Below are 21,957 nucleotides of genomic sequence, written 5' to 3' on the forward strand. Positions count from 1 at the left end.
AATCAATCAAAATTAGTTCTTCTAAAAAAATGCTACTACCAATTTAGCCCTTTCGCTGCCAACCGCTGGCGAAGCGTCGGTACCGGATAATTTAAAGCGTAAGCACGTTTTGCATAGGGGACAGCTGCCTCAGCTTTGTCATCTTCCATTAAATACCAACCCAAAAAGTAGTTAAGCTCAGCCGACTCGTTTAATAACAACTCTGGTGCCTTCTGCAATACCCCAATAGCTTGTTCAAGTTGATTTTCACGCTTCAGGTAATAGGCAAGAGCAGTATAGGGGAGCGAGTGAGTCGGATGAGTGGCGATTAAACGTTGTAGAATTGAAAAAGCTTCTTTTTTTAACCCACTCGTATAGTGCGCACGGGCAAAATCAATATGCATTTCCGGATACCAGGAATGATGCGGTTCAATTTTATTAATGGTAAAACTCATCTCTGCCACAGCGCGCTTTAAGTTACCCTCACGCTCTTGCCCCGCAGTGATCGCCGCTCTTTGCAAATAAATTACACCAGCACAATAATGCCAGGCTGCGCCAGCCGCTTCACCAAACTTGGACGCCTCCATCTGCTCTTGTTTACTCATATTCCTAAAATAACCAGATGCGCGTCCAGCACCAACCCCTGAAAAAGCTTTTTTGCAGCGGTCATCCCAAACTCTGAATTCAGCTTCAGACAATGTAAAATTAAAAGCGTAAACAGGCGAAGCAGCTAAAAAGCATAATATTGCGGTAAGACGCCATTTCATCTAAACCTCCTTGTTACTTTATTTTAGTGTCAGGCCCGCGACACACTAGTTTTCAGCATTTCTATAACTATAGCATGCAACAAGCTAAGCTAGATGCAATAATTTTTCAAAATATTGTTAAAAATAGCGATGGGTTTCGTGACCTAATACACCGACTCGTGTTTAGCAAAATAGGCAACCTACTAGAGTTTCAGTTGTTGCAATATCAGCAGCAACGCGTTTAAATACGGTAGTGGAATATTATATCTAAAGCGATACAAGGAATGTATTTTGAAGCTGTACTACTTTAAAGATGACGAAGGCAATTTTGGCGACGACCTTAACCCTTGGTTATGGCAACAGCTTTTCCCCAATTTTTTTAACGATTCTGATGAAGAGTTATTTGTCGGTGTAGGCACCCTGCTAAATCACCGCATTCCTGCAGCACCAGCAGTTACCATATTTGGTTCCGGCCATGGTTATGGACAGTTACCTAGCATAGACAGCAATTGGAGATTTTATTGCGTGCGTGGTCCACTGACTGCAAAGACACTTGGCCTTCCTGCTGAAATAGCGATAACTGATCCTGCTTCTCTGGCACCTTTGTTCCACAAACACGATATAGAGAAAAAATACAAAATCAGTTTTATGCCACATTGTGAAAGCGCCAGGCTTGGCGATTGGGCCACAGTTTGCAAGTTAGCAGGCATTAATTATCTAGACCCACGTAAACCGTTTTTAGAAGTCTTTGATGGTATCCGACAATCTGAAACATTGCTAACAGAGGCGATGCACGGTGCCATTCTGGCCGATTCTTTTCGGGTGCCCTGGATCCCGGTCAAAGCTTACGATCATATTTCAGAATATAAATGGCAGGATTGGTTACAGTCGGTTCAGGTAGAAGCCAACTTTTCATCTTTGAAGCCTGTATGGCGAGGCGATTATAATGTCACTACAAAGCAAAAGCTAAAAAACATTCTTAAACGACGTTTACAGGAAACACCATTATGGCGCTCAACATGGGATAAGCCTCCAAAACGAGCTTCCAACGGTCAACATGTAATCGATGTAACTGAAGCGATCATTGCTATTGCTAATAACTCGGTTCCAAAACTAAGTGCACAGCATGTGTTCGACCGCAACACATCAAAATTAATAGAGAAAGTTGACCTATTTAAAAAAGACCATGGGATCTGAGATGTCTTGTCCTTTAGTTAGTGTAATTATGCCATGCTATAACAATGAGAGCTTTGTTAAAGCCGCAGTTGAAAGTGTACTTTTACAGGATTATCCAAATTTTGAAGTAATTGTAGTTGATGACGGATCTACTGATGGCAGTTTTGTTGAGCTTCAACGGTTTGGTGACAGAATCACAATTATCCAGCAAAAAAACTTGGGCGCAGCAGCAGCAAGAAATAATGGCCTTGAAACAGCTAGAGGGCAATATATAGCTTTTTTAGACAGTGACGACATTTGGCTGCCCGGTAAAATCACTGCTCAAGTTAACTATTTAGAACAGCATCCAGAAACCGGTTTGTGCTATTGCCAGTGGGCTGTATGTGAACATGAGGTGACAAGTGCAGAAATGATTGAACGCTTTGCCACAACATATTTGCCAATGCAAACCGAACAGAATTTTACAGGCTGGCTATACCTGAAATTACTAGAAAAATCGGTGATACCAACCATTACAGTTATGTTGAGGCGGGATGTTCTTGAAGAAGTTGGCTTGTTTAACACTAATTATAGGATTGGCGAAGATCATGATCTTTGGCTTCGTATCTCGTTTAAATACCGCATAACAAAACTAAAAAATGTTTATGCCGTATATCGTAACAATCCGGATAGTATTACAAAAAGTGTTCAAAAACAGAATTTTAGTTTGTTAGTTTTACAATCTGCAATTACCAATTTTGGACTCACATGTCCATCAGGTGAACAAATATCTGAAAAACTGTTAAATGAATATATTGGCGAGCGACATTTTAGCTACGGATACAATGCTTTAGTGAAAGGTGAAAGAAACAAAGCACTTGACTCGTTCAAAGGTTGCATCAAATGTCGTTACAAACTTTTCAAGGCAACTATCTTTGCTCTAATATGTACGATAAAGCCACTTTATAGTTTTTTTTTGCATCACAAAAATACCGTGCAAAAAACTAGTTAACAGAATCAATTTATAAGGGAATAGTTTAATGTGGTGTCAAAATGGAATAAGCACCTACAATCCAGACAACGATAAGGATGCTACCTTAGTTAAGTTCAACCTGAAAAATAAAATTCCGGGTTTTCCAGAAGAAGTTGAATTAAGTAGTTTTTCTAAAATTGATGTTGCAGAGAATGAAAATTCGCTTGTTTGTATATCCGGACGTTTACGCCCATACGACCAGGATTATATGTCCGGAAACGCCGCCCAGTGGTTTTTGGATCTTTATCAACGTGAACCCACTGACTTTTGCTCACATATTGCCGGTTTTTTTCTGCTGATAATCCTGGATAAAACTGCTGGCACAGTGCGGATTGTCAATGATCATGTTGGCAGCATACCCTGCTACATTGACCAGCGTAAAAAAACTGAATTGCGGATCAGCAACAATATGGCATCGCTGCAAGTGGGAGCTGCCAATACCGAGCTAAACCCGCAGGCCATCTTCAATTATTTGTTTTTTCATTGCATTCCATCACCGCATAGTATTTATAAGGGTATCAGTAAGCTGGAACCTGGGGTGATTGCTTCTTTTGACCGCAGCGGCATGTTAACTCAGCAACGCTATTATAACCCTGCTTTTACCGGCACAGAGCAGACATCAGAGCAGGATGAGCAGCAATTAATGGCAAAATGCCGTGACCTTATCTCGGAAGCGGTGCGGCGCAATATCAGTGATGATTGCGCCGCATTTTTAAGTGGCGGCCTGGATAGTTCTACAGTGGCGGGTATGCTTGCGAAGCATAATAAGGCAAATGGGCGCAAGGCGATAACTTACTCTGTAGGCTTTGAAGCTAAAGGCTACGATGAAACAGAATATGCCCTACTGACGGCCCGCCACTTTAATACCGAGCATAAGGTGCACTATTTGCAGCCGGAAGAAATTGCCAGCCACTTTACTGAGGTGGCCGGTTATTTTAATGAACCCTTTGGCAACTCTTCTGCCATGGCGGCCTATATTTGTGCCAAAGTAGCGCAGCAAGATGGTATTAAAGTGTTGCTGGCAGGCGATGGCGGCGATGAAATTTTTGCCGGTAACGAGCGCTACTTTAAACAAAAAGTATTTGAGCGCTATAACGCCCTACCCAGCCCTTTACAGGCGTTGTTAAACTTGGCGCTGGATAACCCTGTTGCCGATAAAATGCCTGGCGTGAAAAAGGCCAGCAGTTATGTGCGTCAGGCCAAAGTGCCATTACCAGACCGGCTGGACAGTTATAACTTTGTAAATCGTTTCGATTTAAGACAGATGTTTAGCCCTGAGATATTGCAACAGGTAGATGCGAATCTGCCGGCACAACAAAAACGTGAGCGTTATAACGCCTGTTCGGCGGACAATGCAGTAGATAAAATGATGTACCTGGACTGGAAGTTCACGCTGGCCGACAATGACTTAGTCAAAGTGAACCAGATGTGTCAGCTGGCAGGAGTTGAAGTGCGCTTCCCGTTGTTTGAAAAGGAAGTGGTCGATTTTAGTTGCACCGTACCTGCCAGCCTGAAAGCACCTGGCCAGAAATTACGTGATTTTTATAAAAACAGTTTTCGTGGCTTTTTGCCGGATGAAACCCTATCGAAAAGTAAGCATGGTTTCGGCCTGCCTTTTGGCGTCTGGATGAAACAGCGGCCAGATCTGCAACATATTGCTTTAGATGCCATGCAAAGCTTCAAACAACGTAATATTTTACAGCCGTCATTTGTTGATCAGGCAATAGATACCTTTGAAAAAGGTCATTCGGGCTACTATGGCGAGTTGGTCTGGATTATTGTGGTGTTGGAGTTATGGCTGCAACAGCATGGGGCCAATAATGATACATAATGCCTTGCAACTGACCGGCAAGTTGCTGGGGCGCAATAAACTAAGTATTCTTATTTACCATCAGGTATTGGCTGAGCCAGACCCAATGCGGCCCAGTGAGCCCACAGCAGCGGTTTTCGACTGGCATATGCGCTTATTACATGACTATTTTACGCCCTTGACGCTGGATGACGCCTTGCACCACCTGCAGCACAACAGCCTGCCGGCCAACGCGGTTTGTGTCACCTTTGACGATGGTTATCTGAATAACTTAACTGTCGCGCAACCCATTCTGGCCAGGTACAAGATCCCGGCAACAGTTTATATTGCTACCGCTTTCAGCCATGGTTCCAATATGTGGAATGACCGGGTTATTTATCTGTTTACAGACACAGATCGTCAGCAGCTAAGCTTGCAAGGTGAGCAGTTTAAGCTGGGTGATTGGTTACATCGACGGCAACTGGCTGAGGAGTGGCTGAGGAAACTAAAGTATTTACCGATTGCTCAACGCTTAGCTGCAGTGGACAAAATGTATCAGGAAAATAAGGCTGCTGAGCAAGCGCCATTAATGATGTCACCAGCCCAAATTAAAACCTTGTCAGAACGGAGTGTAACCATTGGTGCTCATTCCGTTAACCACCCTATTTTAGGGGTACTGCCTGAAGTTGAACAATATGCCGAAATTTTTGAAAGTAAACAACAACTTGAACAATGGATTGGACAGCCAGTGAAGCATTTTGCCTACCCGAACGGTTTTATTAATCGCGATTTTGATGAGGCCACCGTGCAGCTTGTTAAACAAGCTGGTTTTATTTCAGCCGTAACTTTTGAATGGGGCGTTTCAACTTCTTCTTCCTCTCTTTTTAAACTTAATCGTTTTACTCCCTGGGATGTTAACTCATTCAGGTTTCATGCCCGCTTGATCAATAATATGCGGCAGACACATCACTGAGGTTAAAGATTGATGCTGGCAAAATTTAAGCAGACATATCGTGAACTTGGCACTGTCGATACTCTGCTTTATTGCGTAGATAAGACCATATCAAAACTTTCTTCTAATAAATTAGTATTTCATAAGTATTACGTTACCCGCCAGCCAGTGTCTGCTAGTGCCAATGTACCGCCGACCAAAGCACTGGACATTGAAATTAAACAATTGGCCAGCGATGACCCGGTGCTTGCGACAATGGACCGGCCTGCTGCCACATTACAACAACGGTATTTGCATGGTGGCCATTGCTTTGCCGCATTCAAAAAAGGTCAGTTTGCCGGCAATTTATGGCTTAATTTTGATCAATACCAGGAAGATGAGGTGCGCTGTCGTTATATTTTACAACCCACTGGCCAGGCTGCCTGGGATTATGATGTGTTTGTTACGCCTAAGAACCGATTTTCTTACGTTTTTGCCAAACTGTGGGATCATGCCAATCTGCTGATGGATAGCCACGGTGTAAAGTATGTTTACAGCAGAATTAATTACTACAATATTAGTTCGCTGCAATCCCATAAAAGGCTGGGCAGTAAAGTATTCGGCACTGCATACTTTATTAACCTTGGCAGCATGCAACTGATGTTTAGCCGCCATTTCCGGCCCTTTTTCCAGCTAAGCTTTAACCGGAACGACTTTCCCGCTTTATATATCAGTGGTAGCAGTAACCATGAATAATCCATTGCTTACCGCAGAGTTCAGACAGATGGCCCGGGGCTTTAATTTTTTATTAAGCTCGAAGGGTGAGGCAAACAAGGCATTGATAATCCTGCCGCCCTTCGCTGATGAAATGAATAAATCCCGCCATATCATCTGTAAGTTTATCGGCTTGGCGACCCGGCGGGGTTATAGCTGTTATTTGATGGATCACTTTGGCACCGGTGATAGCGAAGGCGACCTGAATGATGCTGATTTGGCGTTGTGGCAAGCCGACTTAGTCCTGTTAATTGAGCAATTGGCGGCTGCTGGTTATAAACAAGTGAGTTTTTTAGCCATCAGATTTGGCGCATTGCAGCTGTTCGATTTACTGAATAAAAATAGCATAGCGCTGCCAGTAGAGCAGGTGCTGTTGTGGCAGCCGTTTTTTGAGCTTAAAAAGTTCTGGCAGCAATTTTTCCGGATTAAAATAGCAGAGCAAATGGCACTGGGTGAAAAACTAAGTCAGCAACAATTAGAGCAGCAGTTAGCAGAGGGCGATGTAGTAGAGATTGCCGGTTATCCTATCTGCCAGTCATTTTATAGCAGTACCCAGGCTGGCGATTTTCAGGTACCCGGCTGCTTAACTGGTGGTGCTGCTAAACTGAGCTGGCTTGAAATATCACAAATGGCAGCGCCCGGGGCAAACGTTCAGAAGCAACTTAATCAGTTACAGCAAACGAGCCAGGTTAATTTCCAATTGCTGGGCGAAGCGCCATTCTGGAACACGACAGAGTTAGCCGATGCTGAAGACTTGCTCAGAATAAGCGCCGGTTTGCTGGAGCAAAATCATGTTTAATGAACGACCTGTCCGGTTTATTTGGCAGGATACAGCCCTGCATGGCATTTACAGCCATGGCGATCATAATGTTGCTGTGCTTATCGTTGTGGGCGGCCCGCAGTACCGGGTAGGCAGCCATCGTCAGTTTGTGAAACTCAGCAGAGCATTAGCAGACGCCGGTATTAGTAGCCTGCGCTTTGATTTCAGTGGTATGGGCGACAGTAATGGTGAATTACAGCCTTTTTACGCCAATGCGCAGGCAATTAAACTGGCTGTCGATGAGCTGATAAAACAAAATACTACCATAAGCAAAGTGGTGATCTGGGGCTTGTGTGATGCAGCCAGCGCAGCGCTATTATATAACTATCAGCAGCCGGATAGCCGGATTGCAGGCTTAGTGCTATTAAACCCCTGGGTACGGCAGCAACATAGTCACGCCCAGGTGATGCTGAAACATTATTACTGGCAGCGTTTAAGCTCGAAGGCTTTCTGGCGAAAGTTGCTGGGTGGCGGTCTGAACCCGTTGCAAAGCCTAAAAGAATTATTGCAAACCTACAAAACAAGCAAAACTAACCAATCCGATAACCTTGCTGCGAAGCAGCAAGCCAGAAACACGCAAACAGCTGTACAGAATACAACTGCAGAAAACTATGTGCAGCAAATGCTGGCAGGCTGGCAGCGCTTTGCTGGCAGTACGCTGGTTATCACCAGTGGCAATGATCATACTGCGCAGGAGTTTTTAGATTTATGTCGCGAACGACAAGACTGGCAGCAGTGTTTACACCAGGCACAGCATCAGCATATTGCCGCCGCTAACCATACGTTTGCCAGTGGCTTGTGGCGCGGCGAAGTAGAGCAGCGCTGTATTGATTTTATAAAGAAATTAGAATCGAAATAATATACGCACTTACTACATTATCGTCCCAGTATACGCTGCAATTTGCGAGTTACTTTTGGTAATATCGCTTCTTTTTTTGAATAAAGTAGCTCTTCACTAAGATCGAAATCCTCAAGAAAACGGCGGGTCCACTCAATATTCAAATCGTTACTTTGCTTCTCTGTTGCCTGCTTAGTCGGTAAAGTTGACACCTCGGTACCTACAAATTCTGCAATTCTCGAAATAGAGGACGCAAGGTTTTGTTTTATCTCACCAAAATCCATTTCAACGTAATCTACCCCACTTGCAGCCAGGGTGTAGCGCCAGGACGCATTGTTTAGAATTGTTTGCCGCAGACAATAATTTATTTGCGCGGCGTCATACACAGGATGTTCATTTACCGGCCGTTGTCCCGCAATCCATACGCCTGTCTGGTTGGCTATGGCCAGCGACACCGCCTGTTTTAGCACATCATGCCGGGATAGTAAGATGTAACGCGCATTTGGGAACAGACTCATTACATTTTTAAAACCGCCAAACTGGGGAATGTGATGGTAGTGAATTTTAATGCTAAACACCCCATTAGCCGAGGTGCGATGTTGCATTATAGAAGACATTAACTGTTCAAAGTTGTTTGTTCCAAAACGTTGTTGCCAACGCGCTAAGTTACCAGCATTGGCATATTCTAAAGGAAAACCAAAACTATTGGTTTTATATAATGCATGCCCCAGCATATGACTGCCACAGCGACCAGTAGAAGCAATGATGAGTGTTTTACTCGGTTTTTCTACAACAGGAAAGTCGTGTTCCGTTGAGAACTGATCTTCATACAAATTCATCTTATTCCCTTAATTATTATGCACTTTATCCAAGATAGAGGCATGTCATTTACAGTAAAATCTCTGCCACATTTGGGTGACCCAGAAAATCCTGCGGGCTGGCAGTTGGGCCATAAGCACCTGACTGATACACCACCACCCAGTCACCTACCTCAGCTTTGGGCAGCACCATGCGGTCGGCTAAAATATCCAAAGGCGTGCACAAAGGCCCTACTACGGTTACCAGCTCTGTCTCTGCCTGGTTAAACTTATTCGCTATGGCCACCGGATAGTTTTTGCGGATCACCTGGCCAAAGTTGCCCGAGTTGGCCAAATGATGGTGCAAGCCCCCATTACACACCAGATAAGTGGTGCCACGGGATTGCTTTTTGTCGACGACCTGACAGGCATATAAACCTGCTTCGGCAACAATATAACGGCCCAGCTCAATAACCAGCTCTATTCCGGCCAGTTCATCGTCGTACTTTTGTAACAAGCCCTGCAGTGACTCTCCTACCGGGGCTAAGTCGAGCCGGCGCTCACCGGCAAAATACGGAATACCAAAGCCACCACCGAGGTTAACCATCTCTGGCCGGTAAGGACAGGCGGCCACCAGTTTCGCCGCCAGGCCGAAAGTATGCTGATGGGCTTCGATTAAGGCTTCTGCTTTCAGGTTTTGCGAACCACAAAAGATATGAAAACCACGCAGCCTAACCGGCATATCGGCAATTTTAGCCAGCGTTTCCAGCACTAACTCTTCATCGATACCAAATGGCTTGGCACCACCGGCCATTTTCATACCGGACGCTTTTAGCTCGAACGCCGGGTTAACCCGCAACGCCACCTGAGGGGTATAGGCTGTTTGCGCACCCAGCTGGCAAATACGCTGTAATTCGCCCAGCGACTCTACATTCAGGGTAACCCCGGCAATAATGGCTGACAGCAGCTCGGCATCGCCTTTACCCGGCCCGGCAAAACTGATGTCGGCAACCGGCATACCACTTTGCAGTGCCAGCAACATTTCCTTTTGGGATGCAACATCAAAGCCATCGACTAACGGCCGTAAATGTTCAACCACTGGCCAGTAAGGGTTGGCTTTTACCGCATAATGCAGTTTTATCCGCGCCGGAATATGCTGTCGGAAACTGGCGACCTGCTGATTAATAACGCTGCGGTCATACACATAAAATGCCGGTCGGTTTAACAACTGGCTGATTTCAGTCATGCTGTAACCGGCCGCCACCAGTTCGCCCTGTTTTACCCTGAACTGACTCATTTGTTCATGTTGCGGCGCACTATTCTTGTTAAAGTTAGTGCTGGTATTGTCCGCGCTGGTACTGGTCATGTTGACAATCCTGTCATGCTGTTATTACTGTCAAGAAAGTAATCCTGATACTGGCTGGCCAGGGTTTTACGATCAATTTTACCGTTGGCATTTTTCGGTAAGCTATCCAGCACTAAAATCGTTCTGGGTTGCATAAAGTTCGGCAAACTACGTTTTAGCTGGGTTTGCCAGCTGTTAACATCCGGAGCTGACCCCGATGTCGCGACCACCACTAAAATAGCCTGATCGACGCCATCGTAAACACCCATTGCTGCCACATCGACTAACGCCGGGTCCAGCCGGTATACCGCTTCTTCTACCTCTGTCGGACTAACCCGGTAACCCGAGGTTTTAATCATCTCATCGCGCCGGCCAATAAAGTATAAGTAGCCCTCTTCATCGGCCTTGACGGTATCGCCCGACCATACTGCCGGACTGGTGATCTGAATGCCATCTGGGGTTATCGGGTCAAACTTAAAACGTTCTGCGGTTTTCTCCGGAGCATTCCAGTAACCCAGGCTGACCAGCGGCCCGCGATGGACCAGCTCGCCCGGCTCATTGGGCCCGCACAGGCTGCCATCTTCACGTACCACTAAAATTTCAGCATTCGGGATGGCTTTGCCTATAGAACCGGGTTTGCGGGCTAAATCAGCTGGCGGCAGGTAGGTAGAGCGGAATGCTTCGGTTAAGCCATACATCAGGTAAGGCGCAGCGTTACTGAAAATACTTTGTAACTGGCTGAGTAACGCTTGCGGCATAGCGCCACCCGAGTTGGTTAAATAACGGACAGTCGCGGCGCTGTCATCAGGCCATTTTGCTTTGGCAAGTTGCGCCCATAATGGCGGCACTGCGGCAATGCCGGTTACCTTGTGCCGAGCTACCGCTCTGACCACATCCTGCACCAGGAAAAAGTCCAGTAGTACCACACTGGCCCCGCTTAAAAAGGCGGTAGTCAGTTGGCTTAAGCCATAGTCAAAACTTAACGGCAATAACGCCAGAATGATATCGTCTGAGCGGTTTTGCAGATAACTTGCCACACTACTGGCACCAACCAGCATATTGCGCTGCGATAACACTACACCTTTCGGCTTACCGGTACTGCCTGAGGTATAAAGAATCGCCGCCATGTCACTGTCAGTTACTGCAGCCTGCAGCTTAGCATCACTAAGCTCGCTCTGGCTGGTAGCCGGCATTAATGGCTTAATGGCCAGATGGCCAACCACCTGGCCTGGCTCCGCCTCATCGGTTAATAAAATAGTATGTAAATCCGGACAATCGGCCAATACCTCAGTTAAGGTGGCTAAACGGTCTTTACTGGTGACCAGCAGCCGGACATTACAGTCCTGTAGAATATGCTGCACCTGCACGGCTTTAAGCGCCGGATTAACCGGCACAAACACCCCGCCGCAGGCGTTAGTACCCCAGATGCTGTAAATCGTTTCAAACTGCTTCGGTAAATATACCGCTACCCGGTCAAACCGCTTTATGCCGTGTTGTTGCAGCGTTCTGGCAACCACATTTACCTGCTGATACAGTTCAGTGTAACTTAAGCTTTTGTCTTTAAAGTACAGCGCAGTATGCTGAGGAAATGTTTGTTGAGCCTGTTGCAGCAGTTGATATAGATTTTTGGTCATTGTGTCCTCTAGACCTTTCACTTTTAATCCCTTTGTGTGCAATAATAAAACAGTTTTATAAAAAAACCGATAGAAAATTGAGGTTGTTATTAATTTTTGGTTTGCCAAGCGCAAACTGAGTTTAACCTCAGCCGGGATATAGGTATTAAAAGGACGCACTGCATGCCCAATCAACAACTACTCGCCGACATTTTACGCACTGTACTACAGATAGATAAAGATTTCAGCGCCGACACCCCGCTGCTGGGTGCCATTCCGGAATTTGATTCGATGGCAATTATTGCCGTTATTACCGAACTGGAAGATCAGCTTGGCATCGGGTTTGACGACGATGAAATCTCAGCGGAAATTTTTGAGACTTTTGGCCAGCTCAGTGCTTTCGTTGCTGAAAAACAAGCTGCCTGAAGCAACCCCTGATTTTAAAAAGGATTTACTATGTTGCCATTTAACCGGGTATCTGTGATTGGTTTAGGTTATATCGGCTTGCCCACCGCTGCCGTTATCGCCTCACGGGGCGTTGAGGTATTAGGTGTTGATGTTTCAGAGCACGCCGTTAACACCATTAATCAGGGTAAGGTGCATATTGTTGAACCCGACCTGGATATGCTGGTGCAGGCGGCGGTTACCACCGGCAAATTAAAAGCATCACTTACCCCAGAGCCCGCCGATGCCTTTATGATAGCGGTACCGACGCCGTTTAAGGAAAATAAAAGCCCTGATCTCAGTTATATAAAAGCCGCTTTAGAAACCATTGCGCCGGTGCTGGTAAAAGGTAATTTAATTGTGCTGGAGTCAACTTCTCCGGTAGGAACTACTGAACAGATTTCCCGGTGGCTGGCCGACATGCGGCCTGATTTAAAACTGCCCCACAACGAGGGCGAACAAGCGGACTTATTTATTGCCCATTGCCCGGAGCGGGTGTTGCCAGGCCGGGTATTGCAGGAACTGGTCAGCAACGACCGGATTATCGGCGGTATTACGCCCCGCTGTGCTGAACGGGCAATTGAGCTGTACCAGTTGTTTGTCCGCGGCGAATGCCTGCGTACCACCGCCCGCACGGCTGAAATGGCGAAACTGACTGAAAATGCTTTTCGGGATGTCAATATCGCCTTTGCCAATGAGTTGTCGGTGATTTGCGATACCCTGAAAATTAATGTCTGGGAGCTGATTAAACTGGCTAACCGCCACCCACGGGTAAATATTTTAAGCCCGGGCCCGGGCGTTGGCGGCCATTGTATTGCAGTTGATCCCTGGTTTATTGTTGACTCGGCCCCGGAACAGGCGCAAATTATTCGTAAGGCCCGGGAAATTAACGATAACAAGCCGTTATATGTGGTTGAAAAAATACGCCAGGCTGCTGATCAGTTTAAAAAGCCGGTTATTGCCTGCCTGGGGTTGGCTTTTAAAGCTGACATTGATGATTTACGGGAAAGCCCGGCGCTGGATATTGCCAAACAGCTGCTAAGTGAAAATATTGGTGAAATTTTATTAGTAGAACCGAATATTAAGCAACTACCTGCTAAACTGGCCAAATACAACGCTGAACTGACCACGTTGAACCAGGCGTTGGAAAAAGCCAATATTTTAGTGGTACTGGTAGACCATAAACAATTTAAAACCTTACAGCCAGCAGATGTCACCACAAAAGTTGTAATTGATACCCGGGGTATTTTTGGCTGAGTAACATTACATTATAAGCAGTGACAGCTTATCGCCTGTCACTGTATAAATTGCCACAGCCAGCATTGTCACAGCAAAGGAGTGTAGTAACATGAAAAAAATCTCATTAACTGCCGTAATTCTGTTAGCCGCACTTAGCGGTTGCGGCGGCAAAGACGCCGCTGAACATTATAACGACGCGCTTAAATACAGCCAGAACAATGAATACAATGCGGCTGTCATTGAACTGAAGTCTGCCATTTCTCAGGCGCCGGAAAATATCGACTACCGCTTATTGCTGGCCAGAGTTTATCTGAAAGCCGGTGATAGTGTATCTGCAGAAAAAGAATTTGATCGTGCCCTACGAAATGGTGCAGATCCGGAAACCATCGCCGTAGAGGTTATTCAAACCAGCTACCTGGCCGAGAACCATCAAAATGTGTTAAGCCTGTTTAGTGAAACGGAAGGGCTGAGTCCGAAAACGCAAAATTACCTGAAGTTCTACCGGGCGCTGGCTGAGGTTGAACTCGGTGCCGCCGACAATGCCGTTGTGATTTTTGATGAACTGGTAAACAGCGAATATCAGGATTTAGCAGCTTACGCTGAAGCGGCTTTGCTGCTGAACGCCCGTAACGTCGCCGACGCGCTGAGCAAGGTGCAACAGATAGCACCAGACAGCCAGATCGCCAAGGAAGCGCTGTTGTTAACGGCCCAACTGCAGTTGCTTGATAAACAAACAGATAATGCCATAGCCAATTTGCAGCAATATATTGAGCAGGTGCCTGGAGCGTTAAAAGTAAGGTTGTTGCTGGCGCAAACTTATGTGCAGCAGCAGAAATTTGCCGAGGCAGATGAACAGCTCGGCTTTATTTTAAAGCGGGCACCGGAACACGGCCTGAGTAACTACCTTAAAGCCACTATCGAATACCAGAAGCAAGATTATGCTAAAGCAAAAGAGCATATCGATAAAGCCATAAGCGCCCGCTTTACTAATACACCAAGCCGTATTCTGGCAGGCATCGTCAGTCATCAGCTGGGGCTGGAATCGCAAGCCCTGAGCCACCTCAGCGCTGTTAAAAACAGTCTGCATACTTACCCACCCGCGCAACGCCTGTATTCATTGTTGCAACTGCGCGCCGGTGAAACAGCCGATGCAGCAAGCAGTCTGAGTAGCGCCGAGCTTACCGAGCAGGATTTATCGCTGGTTGCAGGTACTGCTTTTAAGCTGATAAGCCAGGGTGATGAGAGCCTGGCAGCAGAAATTGTCAGTCGATATGAGAATATGGTGGTGCCACAGGATGGCAGGTCACTTAGTACCTTAGGTAGTATTAAACTGGGCTTGCCAGAGCGTAATGCTGAAGGCATTAAGAATCTTGAACAGGCGTTGATGATGGACCCGGGTTTACATGATACCCGCCTGGTTTTAGCCGGTAGCTACATCAGACAAAAGCAATTTGACAAGGCGGCAGCATTAGCTGATGAATGGCTGAAAACCGATGAAACCCGCAATGCCGGTTATAACCTGAAAGCACTGACCTATTTATTACAGCAAGACCTGGAAAACGGCAAATTAATGCTGGCGGAAGCACAAAAAGCTGACAATGAAAATGTGTTTACCCTGTATATGCTGGCCGCCGTTGCCCGTGATGAAGACGACATTGCGAAAAGTGATGCGTTATTGCAGCAGGCGATTGAACTGCGTTCTGACTATGTGCCAGCATTAATTGCCTATTTTAACTCGATGCAGCAGCAAGGTACACCGCAAGTGGCGCTTGATGTTGTTGAGCGATCGCATAAAGCCCATCCGGACAATAATCAGATCAGAATGTTGCTGGCTAACCTGTTTCAAAGCCGCAATAACTTTGCAGAAGTGATCAATGTTCTGAAACCTATCAGCGATACCCAGCAGCAGTTCACCCCGGCATTCTATAACCTGATGGTTAATGCGTATGTCAGAACCAACCAGGCCGATCAGGCGCTGACTCTGGCGGAGCGCTGGTTCAATTCGGATGAAAAAAATATCAGGGCAGGCTTAGCCTATTCGAACCTGCTGGCCAATGCCCGTCGCTTTAAAGATGCGATAGCCGTGCTGGATAAACAACTTAAAGTTCATCCAGAGGAGCCGGTTTTATTGCGAACCAAAATTGCGGCACAGTCGGAAAATGGCGATCATAAAGGCGCGCTGGCAACCTATCAGCTATTGCCTGAAGACATCGCCAACAGCGCTGAAATGTTGTACCACAAAGGCCGCATTCAGATTCTGAATAAACAAATCAGTCCCGGCCTGGACACCCTGAATAAGTCTTACAGTATTACGCCCCATGCCGCAACGGCCATCGCCATAGCCGGGGCTTATGCCAAAGATGTGTCGTATCGCCGGGCGGTCACTTTTATTGAAGAGCATTTTGCTAAACACGGCAAAAACAATACTGACCTGCATGCTTTCTACGCCAACCTATTGATTGAAGATGATGTCAATAAAGCTGTTACCGTATACGCTGAGATTGTGCAACAAGCCCCGGATAACCTTATCGCCTTAAATAATTACGCCTGGGTGCTATTAGAGGCTGGCAATGTGGCTGAGGCTAAAACTTACGCTGAACAGGCTTTAAAAATAAATGACCGTAATCCGGATGTACTGGATACCTACGGCAGAGTCTTGCTTGAGCAAGGTGAGCCTGCGAAAGCAAAAGCCCAGTTTGAACAATCGCTGGCATTACGGCCGGGCCATCCTGAAGTTCAGCTAAACCTGGCACAAGCGCTGATTAACAACGGTGAGCAGCAACAGGCCGGTGAGATTCTGGCTACCGTTAAAACTGACAATATTGAGTATCTGGAACGGGCGAAAACCATACAACAACAGTTGGACCAATAGCGGCTTTACCTTAACCCCGGATGTCATGGGGATAATACTCAGTGTCAGAATAGCTGACATTGCTTTTGTAAAAAAGCCGGGGATACCCGGCTTTTTTGTCTGTTTTTTTTACACATTTATCTAACCATATTAAACAATTAATTTTTCACTATATATTTCAACAAGATAAATACATATGAGTTTCGGCACGATTAATGCAACCATAGTTGTAAGTTGCGAATTATCGTAGTAACTACAAGGAATGAAGTATGAAGAAGTTAACCTCTCTATTAGGCGCATCAGTATTTGCATTATCTGCTTTTGCCGCTTCAGCTGCACCAGTCAATATCAATGGCGTAACCTGGGATCCCTCTAGCCCACTGAGTTTTGCTGCAGATACCGACTTTTTCACCCAGAGCATTATCAATAACCCAGGTGATACACTGTCTGGTTGGGGTAAAATCGGTTCAGTGAATGCCAATAGCGGTTTTTGTTCTGGTTGTGAATTGACCTTTGAGTTTGGAGGTTTTAACGCCAGTAGTGTTTCACCAGGTGTAATAAGTAACACCAATCCTGACTCGTTATTTTCATCAACAGGTTGGGTAATTAACATAGACTTCCAGTTTGCTGGCGGTTTTGCTAATTTTTGGGTAGATAATACTCCTGACTTTGATACCAGTTTCGCATCTTCAACTAACGGTGATTTATGGCTGTCTATGACGCCAAATACCGGATTTGGTCCAAGCTTAACTGCGAATGCCTGGATTGCCTATGATCCTGATACGGGTACAATTCTGTTTGACGAAATTATCAATGGTACCGGTTTGGCATTCTTAGATGCTACGGGCGGTGCTGCTTTTGGTAATTTTGATCTGGACTCTCAATTATTCGGTGCTGATGCCCGGGTGACATCACGTTTTGGCGTACGTGCCACTCCAGAGAATTTAACTATGAACGCGGTAACTGTACCAGAACCCGCTTCACTGGCTATTCTGGGCTTAGGTTTACTTGGTATGGGTGCACTGTCACGTCGTCGTAAAGCGTAAACAGTAGCGTCTGATAAAAACCTCCTTAACGGAGGTTTTTTTATGGCTGCGGATCAGGCTTCGGGCAGTTGTACTTTGGCTGATAACGGCCGGGGCTGATACCGGCCGGGGCTGATAATATTGTCAGGGTCTAACGCCTGTTTAATTTTACTGCTTATTTGCCAGAATGAGGTGCCGGGTTCAAGTAAGTTGGCTTGTTGCGCCAGGTTTAGCCGGTATGGCACCCAGCCTTGTGTTAACCCCGCACTGACTAACTCTTCCAGACAGGCATGTGCCTGCGTCACCGCGGCAGGATCGGCCAGGTTAAACACAATGGGAATAGTGCTGTCCACCATATCGTGCTTTAAACTGGTAAAAGTAATCATTGGCTCAATGCCGTACTTTGGACAAACTGCCCGGACGTGACCGATAAAACGGCGCATGGCTTCACTTCTCATCGGTACCAGTGGCGCATACCAGAGCAAACCACAGCCATCGGCCGCCGGATTAAGCGCCCGCTCTTTTGCAGGCTGGATGGCAGGGTTACGCCAATATGCCAGCGGCAAGGCGATCTGGTTGGGATAGCCCCGCATTATTTCGATGCCCCCATCCAGCGAGCTTAACATTTTGCGTTGTTTACGCAGCAGGCCTGACGGCAGCAGCTGCATAACCTTTCTGCCGATATTAATTAACCAGCTGTCTGAAAATATCATTTTGCTGCACTGGCCTGCGGCAAAACGTTTGACTTCAGCTTTCGCCGCTTTAACAACAGATTTCTGACCATACAGGGTACCGGCAATAGTCCAGGCCGGAATATCATAATCTTCAGCCAGTGTGACGACCTGCTGGTCTGTCATAACCTGGTGCGCCGCAGGCCCGTTAGGGTTCGGCGCCATCATTGCCGTTACCCGACGCTGGTCCATAATATTAACAGAGCCGACGACCCCTTCCAGTTTCTGCAAAATAGTAAATACCAGCTGCTGAGCCTGTTCGAACTGATGCTCGCTGGCAAACTGCAGATAAAAGGCACTAAAGGCCTCAGGCTCTGCCTTTAATCTCAGGCTTATCTCAGTCACTACGGCCAGATTGCTTTGGGTCCATAGCCCATCCAGATAGGGCCCCAAGCCATATTTATAGGTTTTGTCGATGAAGTCATTACCACTTTTGTCCAGCTCTGCGACAGCAGAGCGAAATGCAGTGCCATCGGCTAACAGCCCTCTGATGCTGTTAACAGCGGCAAAATGGTCGGTATACGGGGTAATGCCATACCCCCGCTCCAGGGCATTACCTAAAATACTGCAACTGGGGCCGGCACCGGTTACCGGCACCATAAACTTCAGTTTTTTCTGGTTCAGGTAGTCCCGTAAATCCTGCTGGGTAACGCCGGGCTCTACTGTGAATATGCCAAGGGTTTCGTCATCACAGCTAATATTATTTAACCTGGACAGGTCAAGAATAACGGCATTGGGCTCATTAGCCCGGGCAGAGGCATAGCCCCAATTACGGCCGGTGCTTATCGGATGAACAGAAAATGGTACCTTGGTAGTCTGGTGAGCAGAAGCCAGCTCCAGTACCGCAGCAATGTCCCGGATAGTACCGATACGCACCACTAACTTAGCCTGGGCCGTAGCACCTTCACAATTAAGTTGATACGGTGCCAACTCCGCTGCTGTTAATAATATCTGGCTGTTGGTACTTAGTTTTTGTTTTAATAGATTGGCGATAGTGGCGGAATCGGGTTTCTCAGGTGCGGTAGTCAATAGCTTACCCCCAGTTTTCCGGCGAAGTTAATCCCAAAACGGTTATCGCCATCGCCTTTATCCTGCTCGAATAAGTCTTGCTCAATTGAATGAAGCAACCGGGTAAAGCCTGAAGAAATACTGGTTCTGAACATATCTGAATTAATATAGTATGCGGCCCGTTTGCCATGGTATTCAATAGGTTTGCCAAGCTGTTTGAAATTAATACCAATAAAGCTCAGGCTTCTGGCCAGCCTGGGTTCCATCATCACATAACCATGATAACGGTTCGAGTGAAACCCCATGGCAGCTGCTGACATATATAAACAAACAGCAATATACGGAAAACAACGTAATTCGCTTTCAGAATATTCTTGTTCGTTAAACGCACCAGTTGCGGCACCTTTAAACTGATCTATTGCCCGCTTCCGAAAGTTTTCAGGAACAGCTAAGCGGGAAATCTCACAAATACTTTCCCGCGGAAAATTCCATGGCGCAAAGTCATTCTCTTCAATGGCATGCGCACAGAATTTTTCAATCGGTAACAGCTCATCATCTTTGGCGGAAGTAATTAACCGAACCGTGCCAGCCAGAGCGTTAGAATTAAGATGTCTGATAAAACAGTGAATTGAGCGGTCGTCAAATTCGTCGAACTCTTCATAGCCGTCTTTTATATCTTCGAAGTGCAGTTCTTCGCAATATACCTGATGACGTAAACGATAAACCTCATGCCGCAGCAGTTCAGTATTAGCTATTTGCGGCCGCAAATACTTAGAAAAATGCGCAGAAATGGTTTTGGCATCATTACTGGCAAGGCCAGCCATCGCTTTTTTAACCATACCACCAATTATGGGTTTATCTGCCAGAGATTTAAGCCTTCTCATAGACCCCTCTTCTACCTGTTTTCATATACCTGCCACTGCAATTTTGCTGAAATAAGCCACTGACATAAAACACCACAGATTAAAAAGATTGCACGATGTGTGGTACTCAATCCGGTATCAGTCAAGTGTAGATGATCCTTGCAGAATAACTGGCTAAAACACCAATATTATTCCGTTGTCAGATTAGCACCTTTAGCAACAAATGGTTATTTAATAAACGTTTAAACAAATAATTCTGCTAATTTTACCGGTACAATTTCAGCAGCAGTCTGATATCCAACATCATATAACCACTGCTTTTGCGCCAGTGTCATATCAAAATTAACTGAAGATATCAGCCCGGTATTAACAACGATGGTGTTATGCCAGTACTCAGCGTGGACATACTCCCGGGAAATTGCATTCATAAACGTCTGAATTAACATATAAATATAAGACAATACCGGAAAAAACCTGCTGGTTACCACTGGTTTGCTGTCGGCTTCACTTTTTAAGCGGAAACAGACCAGCGGTAAGCCCTGGCCAGACCAATCACGATGTAGCGCGTCTTCAGATAAAATAACACCGTCGGTCATAACATGATGCTTAAAACGTTTAAATGCGAAAAATAATGGGATTGACATCGAGAACCGGATAGCCTGAGACACTTTTAAATCTGGGGTTAACTGACGATTAAAAATAACCGGGCCCCCGCCCTGAATATCCGTCGCCAGCACGTGTAAATCTATATCCAGATCTGCAAAACGTTTGCCCTGCAGTAAATGGTCCAGCCATAGTTCAAAGCTGTTGCCATCACTGAGGCCACCTAACCGTACTAACTTTGTCAGTGACATACCCCGGAACTGTCGAAAATCGGTGGTCATCGCCAGTTCATGCATCTGACTTAAACTCCAGCCTGCCGCATACAGGGCGGCCACGATACTACCGCCGGAAACGCCAACCAAATGACGGAAGCTCAGTCCCTGCTCCTGCAACGATTTTAAAATGCCGATATAACATGCTAAACGAGTGCCGCCACCTGATAATATTGGCACTATTTCCTTTGCCATCTGTGGCCTTATCAGCTTAATTAGAAGTTCTGCTTCAGTATGGGTCATTATCAGTAAGTTTCCAGCATCGACTAGAGCAATTTGTAAACAAATACGCTAGTATGACTATGTTCACTAAGGAAAGGGAAAGTACTACTGCTATGGTTAAGCACAATTATTTTTTATGTATCTTCTTACTATTTTGTTTTCCAGCCCTGCCGACAGAACTTGTTGAAACTCTGCAAAAAATTAAACCTTCTGTCGTCGCTATAGGTATTTCTAACCCAACAGGCTCCCCCCGGATCAGGTTGATAGGCAGCGGTTTTGTGGTTAGCCCGGGAAATCGTGTTGTCACGAATTATCATGTCATCGCTAACCCGCTGGATGAAAGCAAACTGGAACAATATGTGGTGTTGTCAGGCCACGGTATCGTATTTAAAGTACACCCGATAAAACAACAAAAGCATGCACCCGCCTTTGATTTAGCGCTGCTGACCATAGCTGAACAGTTGCCGGCGTTAGCCGTTAGCCGTGAACCACTGATTGCGGAAGGCTCACCTGTCGCCTTTACCGGCTTTCCTATTACGCAGGTGCTGGGGTTATACCCTGCTACCCATTCCGGAATTATTGCCGCCCAGACACCTATTGCTATTCCGGTAGATAATGCCCGCAATTTACAGGCTTCTGTGCTGCGGCAACTCGATAAGCCCTATCTGGTATATCAACTGGATGCCGTAGCGTACCCCGGCAATAGCGGCAGTCCGCTCTACCGCCCCGACAACGGTGAAGTCATCGGTATTATTAACCAGGTTTATATTAAAACCAGCAGAGAAGCCGTACTCAGTGACCCAAGTGGCATCAGCTATGCCATTCCAAGCCAGCATTTGCTTGATTTAATGCAACAGACAGACTAAGCAGGCCAGCGCT

19 protein-coding genes are annotated in these 21,957 nt (G+C 46.1%); 12 read left to right on the forward strand and 7 right to left on the reverse strand.

Annotated features, from left to right (window positions below):
* Window positions 1-35: 35 nt before the first annotated feature.
* Entirely contained in the window at window positions 36-746 is a 711-nt protein-coding gene (locus CRO03_RS08360; RefSeq protein ID WP_097111162.1) for a tetratricopeptide repeat protein, read from the reverse strand.
* A gap of 270 nt (window positions 747-1,016) precedes the next feature.
* On the opposite strand from CRO03_RS08360, the gene CRO03_RS08365 reads away from it, so the two are divergent.
* Genes CRO03_RS08365 through CRO03_RS08395 form a run of 7 tightly spaced genes read left to right on the forward strand, consistent with a single transcriptional unit; the run spans window position 1,017 to window position 8,086 of the window.
* A complete protein-coding gene (locus tag CRO03_RS08365) occupies window positions 1,017-1,922 on the forward strand; it encodes a polysaccharide pyruvyl transferase family protein (protein WP_097111163.1) in 906 nt (301 codons plus the stop codon).
* A gap of 1 nt (window position 1,923) precedes the next feature.
* Window positions 1,924-2,892, forward strand: coding sequence for a glycosyltransferase family 2 protein (locus tag CRO03_RS08370; RefSeq protein WP_212682388.1), 969 nt, complete (start codon window positions 1,924-1,926; stop codon window positions 2,890-2,892).
* Between the two features lie 28 nt (window positions 2,893-2,920).
* The gene (locus CRO03_RS08375) at window positions 2,921-4,744 is read left to right on the forward strand and encodes an asparagine synthetase B family protein (protein WP_097111164.1); all 1,824 of its coding nucleotides are present in this window, start codon (window positions 2,921-2,923) and stop codon (window positions 4,742-4,744) included.
* Window positions 4,734-5,675, forward strand: a complete 942-nt coding sequence (locus tag CRO03_RS08380) for a polysaccharide deacetylase family protein (protein ID WP_097111165.1) — start codon at window positions 4,734-4,736, stop codon at window positions 5,673-5,675. Before CRO03_RS08375 ends, CRO03_RS08380 begins: the two co-directional genes overlap by 11 nt.
* Before the next feature lie 12 nt (window positions 5,676-5,687).
* Window positions 5,688-6,389, forward strand: a complete 702-nt coding sequence (locus CRO03_RS08385) for a hypothetical protein (RefSeq protein ID WP_097111166.1) — start codon at window positions 5,688-5,690, stop codon at window positions 6,387-6,389.
* On the forward strand, window positions 6,382-7,206 hold the full coding sequence (locus CRO03_RS08390) for an alpha/beta hydrolase family protein (protein WP_097111167.1): 825 nt from the start codon (window positions 6,382-6,384) through the stop codon (window positions 7,204-7,206). The genes CRO03_RS08385 and CRO03_RS08390 overlap by 8 nt, the downstream gene beginning before the upstream one ends.
* Window positions 7,199-8,086, forward strand: a complete 888-nt coding sequence (locus tag CRO03_RS08395) for a hydrolase 1, exosortase A system-associated (RefSeq protein WP_097111168.1) — start codon at window positions 7,199-7,201, stop codon at window positions 8,084-8,086. Before CRO03_RS08390 ends, CRO03_RS08395 begins: the two co-directional genes overlap by 8 nt.
* 17 nt (window positions 8,087-8,103) lie before the next feature.
* On the opposite strand, the gene CRO03_RS08400 is transcribed toward CRO03_RS08395, so the two are convergent.
* Genes CRO03_RS08400 through CRO03_RS08410 form a run of 3 tightly spaced genes read right to left on the reverse strand, consistent with a single transcriptional unit; the run spans window position 8,104 to window position 11,841 of the window.
* The gene (locus CRO03_RS08400) at window positions 8,104-8,904 is read right to left on the reverse strand and encodes a Stf0 family sulfotransferase (RefSeq protein ID WP_097111169.1); all 801 of its coding nucleotides are present in this window, start codon (window positions 8,902-8,904) and stop codon (window positions 8,104-8,106) included.
* A 49-nt stretch (window positions 8,905-8,953) separates the two neighbouring features.
* Window positions 8,954-10,228, reverse strand: coding sequence for a pyridoxal-dependent decarboxylase, exosortase A system-associated (locus tag CRO03_RS08405; RefSeq protein ID WP_097111170.1), 1,275 nt, complete (start codon window positions 10,226-10,228; stop codon window positions 8,954-8,956).
* Window positions 10,225-11,841 carry an acyl-CoA ligase (AMP-forming), exosortase A system-associated gene (locus CRO03_RS08410; RefSeq protein ID WP_097111171.1) on the reverse strand — a complete coding sequence of 539 codons (1,617 nt, stop codon included), beginning with the start codon at window positions 11,839-11,841 and terminating at the stop codon, window positions 10,225-10,227. The genes CRO03_RS08405 and CRO03_RS08410 overlap by 4 nt, the downstream gene beginning before the upstream one ends.
* A gap of 162 nt (window positions 11,842-12,003) precedes the next feature.
* Between CRO03_RS08410 and CRO03_RS08415 the strand changes: the two genes are divergently transcribed.
* The 4 genes from CRO03_RS08415 to CRO03_RS08430 all read left to right on the forward strand — a co-directional run bounded on the left by CRO03_RS08415 (window position 12,004) and on the right by CRO03_RS08430 (window position 17,400).
* Window positions 12,004-12,246, forward strand: a complete 243-nt coding sequence (locus tag CRO03_RS08415; RefSeq protein WP_097111172.1) for an acyl carrier protein — start codon at window positions 12,004-12,006, stop codon at window positions 12,244-12,246.
* 30 nt (window positions 12,247-12,276) lie between these two features.
* Window positions 12,277-13,521 carry a UDP-N-acetyl-D-mannosamine dehydrogenase gene (gene wecC / locus CRO03_RS08420; protein WP_097111173.1) on the forward strand — a complete coding sequence of 415 codons (1,245 nt, stop codon included), beginning with the start codon at window positions 12,277-12,279 and terminating at the stop codon, window positions 13,519-13,521.
* 91 nt (window positions 13,522-13,612) lie between these two features.
* A complete protein-coding gene (gene prsT / locus CRO03_RS08425) occupies window positions 13,613-16,375 on the forward strand; it encodes an XrtA/PEP-CTERM system TPR-repeat protein PrsT (protein ID WP_097111174.1) in 2,763 nt (920 codons plus the stop codon).
* A gap of 248 nt (window positions 16,376-16,623) precedes the next feature.
* Window positions 16,624-17,400 (forward strand): PEP-CTERM sorting domain-containing protein, encoded by a 777-nt coding sequence (locus tag CRO03_RS08430; RefSeq protein WP_097111175.1) that lies wholly within the window; start codon window positions 16,624-16,626, stop codon window positions 17,398-17,400.
* Window positions 17,401-17,453: 53 nt separating this feature from the next.
* Here CRO03_RS08430 and CRO03_RS08435 read toward each other — a convergent pair whose 3' ends face one another.
* From CRO03_RS08435 to CRO03_RS08445, 3 genes are all read right to left on the reverse strand, one after another.
* Complete coding sequence (locus tag CRO03_RS08435) at window positions 17,454-19,139, reverse strand: FAD-binding oxidoreductase (protein WP_245861543.1); 1,686 nt, start codon at window positions 19,137-19,139, stop codon at window positions 17,454-17,456.
* The gene (locus CRO03_RS08440) at window positions 19,136-20,002 is read right to left on the reverse strand and encodes a PEP-CTERM/exosortase system-associated acyltransferase (RefSeq protein ID WP_097111176.1); all 867 of its coding nucleotides are present in this window, start codon (window positions 20,000-20,002) and stop codon (window positions 19,136-19,138) included. Before CRO03_RS08440 ends, CRO03_RS08435 begins: the two co-directional genes overlap by 4 nt.
* A 221-nt stretch (window positions 20,003-20,223) precedes the next feature.
* Entirely contained in the window at window positions 20,224-21,051 is an 828-nt protein-coding gene (locus CRO03_RS08445) for a patatin-like phospholipase family protein (protein WP_097111286.1), read from the reverse strand.
* Between the two features lie 140 nt (window positions 21,052-21,191).
* Here CRO03_RS08445 and CRO03_RS08450 point away from each other — a divergent pair, with 140 nt between their 5' ends.
* Complete coding sequence (locus tag CRO03_RS08450) at window positions 21,192-21,944, forward strand: S1 family peptidase (RefSeq protein WP_097111177.1); 753 nt, start codon at window positions 21,192-21,194, stop codon at window positions 21,942-21,944.
* Window positions 21,945-21,957: the final 13 nt, after the last annotated feature.

It is taken from the genome of Arsukibacterium tuosuense (genome assembly GCF_900215315.1).
In the GTDB taxonomy this organism is placed as follows: Bacteria; Pseudomonadota; Gammaproteobacteria; order Enterobacterales; family Alteromonadaceae; genus Alishewanella; species Alishewanella tuosuense.